Origin of the sequence: Mesorhizobium sp. M1E.F.Ca.ET.063.01.1.1 (assembly GCF_003998155.1) — a bacterium.
In the GTDB taxonomy this organism is placed as follows: Bacteria; Pseudomonadota; Alphaproteobacteria; order Rhizobiales; family Rhizobiaceae; genus Mesorhizobium.
Genome location: NZ_RZSC01000532.1, coordinates 1 through 4,257, shown reverse-complemented (window position 1 = coordinate 4,257; position 4,257 = coordinate 1). Strand labels below are relative to the sequence as shown.

The window sequence follows — 4,257 nt, the reverse complement described above, 5'->3', positions numbered from 1 at the left end:
CACCCACGACCATGCGCTCGATTTCCTGATCGTCGCCGAGGCGCTGAGGCGCGACGACGCTGCCTATGTCGGCATGATCGGATCCAAGACCAAGAAGGCGACTTTCAAGAACTGGTTCCTGAAGTCGGCCGAGGGCAGCGAGGCCGAGTTCAACCGCCTCGTGTCGCCGATCGGCGGCAACGCCGTGAAGGACAAGCGCCCACCGGTGATCGCCGCACTTGCCGCCGCCGAGATCATGACGGCGCTGGCGTCGCATTCCGCCAAAGCGTCGGCTCCGTCCCAAAAGGCGATGGCCGGCTAAGGTCAGCCGCGGTCCTCGTCGCGCCGGCGACAGGGCTGCGAAGGTATGACCACCGCTCACAGCTGCTCGTCGCTTTCTTCGTTTCCCAAACGGGTTTGAACCGTGTTTTCTGCGCGCCTGGCGAACACGAGTTGTGAACACAGGGCGAGCGACATGGACGTTTTGCGCATAGCGGCATTTTCGGACGGCAACACCGGCGGCAATCCGGCCGGCGTCGTGATTGGCGACGTCCTACCGGATGCCGCCGAAATGCAGCGCGTCGCGGCCGAGGTCGGCTTTTCGGAAACCGCCTTCGCTGCGCCCGAAGGCGAGAACTGGCGCGTCCGCTATTTTTCGCCCGAATCGGAGGTGCCGTTCTGCGGCCATGCCACGATCGCGCTCGGTGCCGGGCTGGTCCGGCGGTTCGGCGACCGGATTTTCGCGCTGGCCCTCAATCAAGCCGGGATCACCGTCGAAGGATTCCGCGACGGTTCCAACATTGTCGCCGCGCTGCAGTCTCCGCCGACGCGCAGCAAGCCGGCACCGCCGGGACTTGTCTCCGAAATGCTGGCGCTGTTCGGTTACGCGGCAAGCGATCTCGATCCAGCCATTCCTCCGGCGCTGATCCATGGCGGCTCCGACCATTTCGCGCTGGCGCTGAGGTCGCGCGAGGCGCTGGCCGCCATGACCTATGATTTCAAGCAGGGCCAGGCCCTGATGCGGCGCGAAAGGCTGATCACGATCCTGCTCGCCTTTGCCGAAACGCCGCGGCTCTTCCACACGCGCAATCCCTTCGCTTCGGGCGGAGTCTACGAGGATCCGGCGACGGGCGCCGCCACCGCGGCCTTTGCCGGCTATCTGCGCGATCTCGACTGGCCGCATGGCGGCTCGATCGACATCGTCCAGGGCGAGGACATGGGCATCCGCTCGCGCCTCCATGCCGACATTCCGCCGACACCCGGCAGCTCGATCAGGGTTTCGGGGACGGCCCGGCTGATGGACGCACAGGCTGAAGCCGCTTAGACCGGCCGCTTCAGGCCGAGATGCTCGCGCAATGTGCGGCCCTCATAGTCCTTCCGGAACAGGCCGCGGCGCTGCAGCTCGGGCACGACCATTGTCGCGAAGGCGTCCAGTTCGCCCGGGAACCAGGACGGCATGACGTTGAAGCCGTCGGCGGCGCCGCCTTCGAAACGTGCCTGCAATTCGTCGGCGATTTGATCGGCCGTGCCGACGACGCGCCAATGCCCGCGCGCGCCGGCAAAGTAGCGTGCGAGGTCCCGGATCGAGAGGCCGTCCCGCCGGGCCTGCTCGATGACCAAAGCCTGCCGGCTTTTCATGCCTTCACTCTCCGGCAGTTCGGGCAGCGGCCCGTCGATCGGGTAGCGCCAGAGGTCGGAAATGCTGAGATAGCTGGAAAGCAGCGCGACGCCGACATCGTCGGGGATCAGCTCCTGCAGCGCATCGTATTTTGCCTGGGCCTCGGCTTTTGTTGCCGCGACGGTCGGCGCCACGCCGGGCATGATCTTGACGTCGTCCGGCTGGCGGCCATAGGCGGCCAGCCGCCCCTTGAGATCGTCATAAAAGGCCTTGGCCTCCTCAAGAGTCTGCGCCGCACTGAACACGACGTCGGCGGTCCGAGCGGCGAGATCTTTGCCGTCGTCGGAGGCGCCGGCCTGAACCATTACCGGCGCGCCCTGCGGCGAGGGCGGTATGTCGAGCGGGTCGCGCACCGAAAAACTTTGGCCGTCATGGCCGGCCGCCTTGCGGTGCCACAGGCTGGTGATGACGGTGGCGAATTCGCGGGCGCGTTCGTAGCGGTCGGCATGCGGCCTCAAGCCTGTCGAACCAAAATTTGCCGCTTCGATAGGGCTGGCCGAGGTGACCAGATTCCAGCCGGCCCGGCCGCCGCTCAGATTGTCGAGCGAAGCAAAGGCCCGCGCCAGCCCGTAGGGCTCGTTGTAGCTGGTCGACGCCGTCGATACGAGGCCGATGCGCTCGGTCTGGGCTGCAAGCACCGAAAGCAGGCTGATCGGCTCGAAGCCGATCGAGCGCGAGGTCTGCCTGGCGATATTGATGTTGGCTTCACGCAGGCCGGCGGCGTCCTCGCAGAAGATCATGTCGAACTTCGCCGCTTCGGCCGTCCGCGTCAGCTTGATGTAATGCTCGATGTCGATGCCGGCCGTGACATGCGCGTCCGGATGGCGCCAGGCGGCGATATGGTGGCCGGTCGCCCACAGGAACAGGCCGAGCTTCATCTGGCGCGCGCTCATTGTCCTCCTCCCGCGCCAAGCCCGAGATGCTCGCGCAGCGTAGTGCCGTGGTGGATCGACCGAACCAGACCGCGACGTTGAAGCGCCGGCAGCAGGCGGTCGGTGAAGTCGTCGAACGCCGAAAGATCAGCAGGCAAAGCAATGTTGAGACCGTCGCAGCTTTCCGCGCTGAACCAGTCCTCCAGCCTGTTGGTCGCAAGCTCGGGTGTCGCGGCAACGGTCATAAGCACCTTGACGGCATCCGGTGTGCGTCCGGCGGGTGACACCCGGCGCTTCAGGTCGTCGCAAGCCGCCTTTGCGTCTGTCGGTGATTTGCCCTTGACCAGGATGACATCGGCGACGCGGGCGCCGAAATCGAGATCGGCCGCCGCCAGGCCGGACATGACCAGCACGGGCATATCCTGTGGCGAGCGGGCGACATTGAGCGGCCCGCGCACCGAGAAGAACTCGCCCTTGTGATCGAGGAGATGCATCTTTTCCGGATCGTGGAACCGGCCGGCGGCCTTGTCGAAAAGCAGGGCGTCCGCATCCCAGCCTCGCCACAGACCCTGCACGATGCCGATGAACTCTTCCGCGCGGCGGCGGAAATCGTCATCGGCTATGCCTTCCGGCCGGCTGAAATTGGCTGCCTCGCGCGGGTTTTGCCGCATCGTCGCATTCCAGCCGATGCGGCCATGGCTGATGATGTCGAGCGAAGCAAAACGGCGCGCCAGATTGTAGGGCTGGTGCGCCAATGTCGAGGCGCTGGCCACCAGCCCGATCCTTTCGGTCACCGTCGCCAGTGCCGCCAGAAGCGTCGTCGCCTCGAACGGGCTGCTCGATCGCTCGTCCATTGAATCGGAGATGACGACCATATCGATCCCGGCCGCCTCTACCTTCCGCACGAAGCCGGCGATCTCGGCAAATGTCAGGCCGGCCTGCCCGGCGGCGGAAGCAATGTTGAGCGAAACGGCGAGATACATTGTGCTGCCCATTCGGCTGCCAGCGACGTCGCTATCAACCTAGGCTCGCCCCCAGGCAAGGCAACCCGATCGGCTGGGCCAGCAGCCAGTCACTTGCCGACCAGTCCCTACTTGCCGGCCAGCCCTTACTTACCAGCAAGAATGTCCTTGATCAGCCGCTGGCAGCGGTCGGCCATGAAGTCGAGCAGCAGCCGCACCTTCGGGTCCTGCAGCTTCTTGTGCGGATAGACGGCGGCCAACTGCACCGGCGTCGGCGGGGTCTTGGCCAGGATCACCTTCAGCCGCTGGTCGCGGATGAACGGCTCGACCTCGAAGCGCGGCTTGTTGATGATGCCGCGCCCCGACAGCGCCCAGCCGGTCAGAACGTCGCCGTCGTCGGTGTCATATGGCCCGTGCACCTCGAATTTCTGCACGCCGTTCGGCGTCTGCAGCGTCCAGACATATTCGCGCGTGCCGGCGTAGCGCAGCATCAGGCAGTCGTGCTTCTTGCCGATCAGCTCCTGCGGCTCGACCGGCTCGCCGCGCGCTTCCAGATATTTCGGCGCCGCCACCAGCACGCGCTCGCAGTCCATGATGCCGCGCATCCTGAGACTCGAATCCTCGATGATGCCGAGCCGGAAGGCGACGTCGATGCCTTCCTTCATGATGTCGACATTGTGATCGGAGAGCCTGAGCCGCACCTCGATATCGGGATATTTGTCGTGAAAGTCCGGGATGCCGGAGGCGACCAGCCGGCGGCCGAGGC

5 protein-coding genes are annotated in these 4,257 nt (G+C 65.4%); 2 read left to right on the top strand and 3 right to left on the bottom strand.

The genetic code is table 11. From position 1 onward, the window contains the following. Together EOA29_RS27240 and EOA29_RS27235 are read left to right on the top strand one after the other, a co-directional pair. The coding region (locus EOA29_RS27240; RefSeq protein ID WP_189479004.1) for an XdhC family protein at nt 1–301 on the top strand (301 nt) is incomplete at its 5' end. A gap of 153 nt (nt 302–454) precedes the next feature. After that, complete coding sequence (locus EOA29_RS27235) at nt 455–1,303, top strand: PhzF family phenazine biosynthesis protein (RefSeq protein ID WP_126090631.1); 849 nt, start codon at nt 455–457, stop codon at nt 1,301–1,303. Here EOA29_RS27235 and EOA29_RS27230 read toward each other — a convergent pair. The 3 genes from EOA29_RS27230 to EOA29_RS27220 all read right to left on the bottom strand — a co-directional run. Continuing rightward, complete coding sequence (locus EOA29_RS27230; protein ID WP_126090630.1) at nt 1,300–2,550, bottom strand: LLM class flavin-dependent oxidoreductase; 1,251 nt, start codon at nt 2,548–2,550, stop codon at nt 1,300–1,302. The genes EOA29_RS27235 and EOA29_RS27230 overlap by 4 nt on opposite strands. Continuing rightward, on the bottom strand, nt 2,547–3,524 hold the full coding sequence (locus EOA29_RS27225) for an LLM class flavin-dependent oxidoreductase (protein ID WP_245464828.1): 978 nt from the start codon (nt 3,522–3,524) through the stop codon (nt 2,547–2,549). Before EOA29_RS27225 ends, EOA29_RS27230 begins: the two co-directional genes overlap by 4 nt. A gap of 113 nt (nt 3,525–3,637) precedes the next feature. Beyond that, on the bottom strand, nt 3,638–4,257 hold a 620-nt coding region (locus tag EOA29_RS27220; protein WP_127221870.1), incomplete at its 5' end, for a substrate binding domain-containing protein.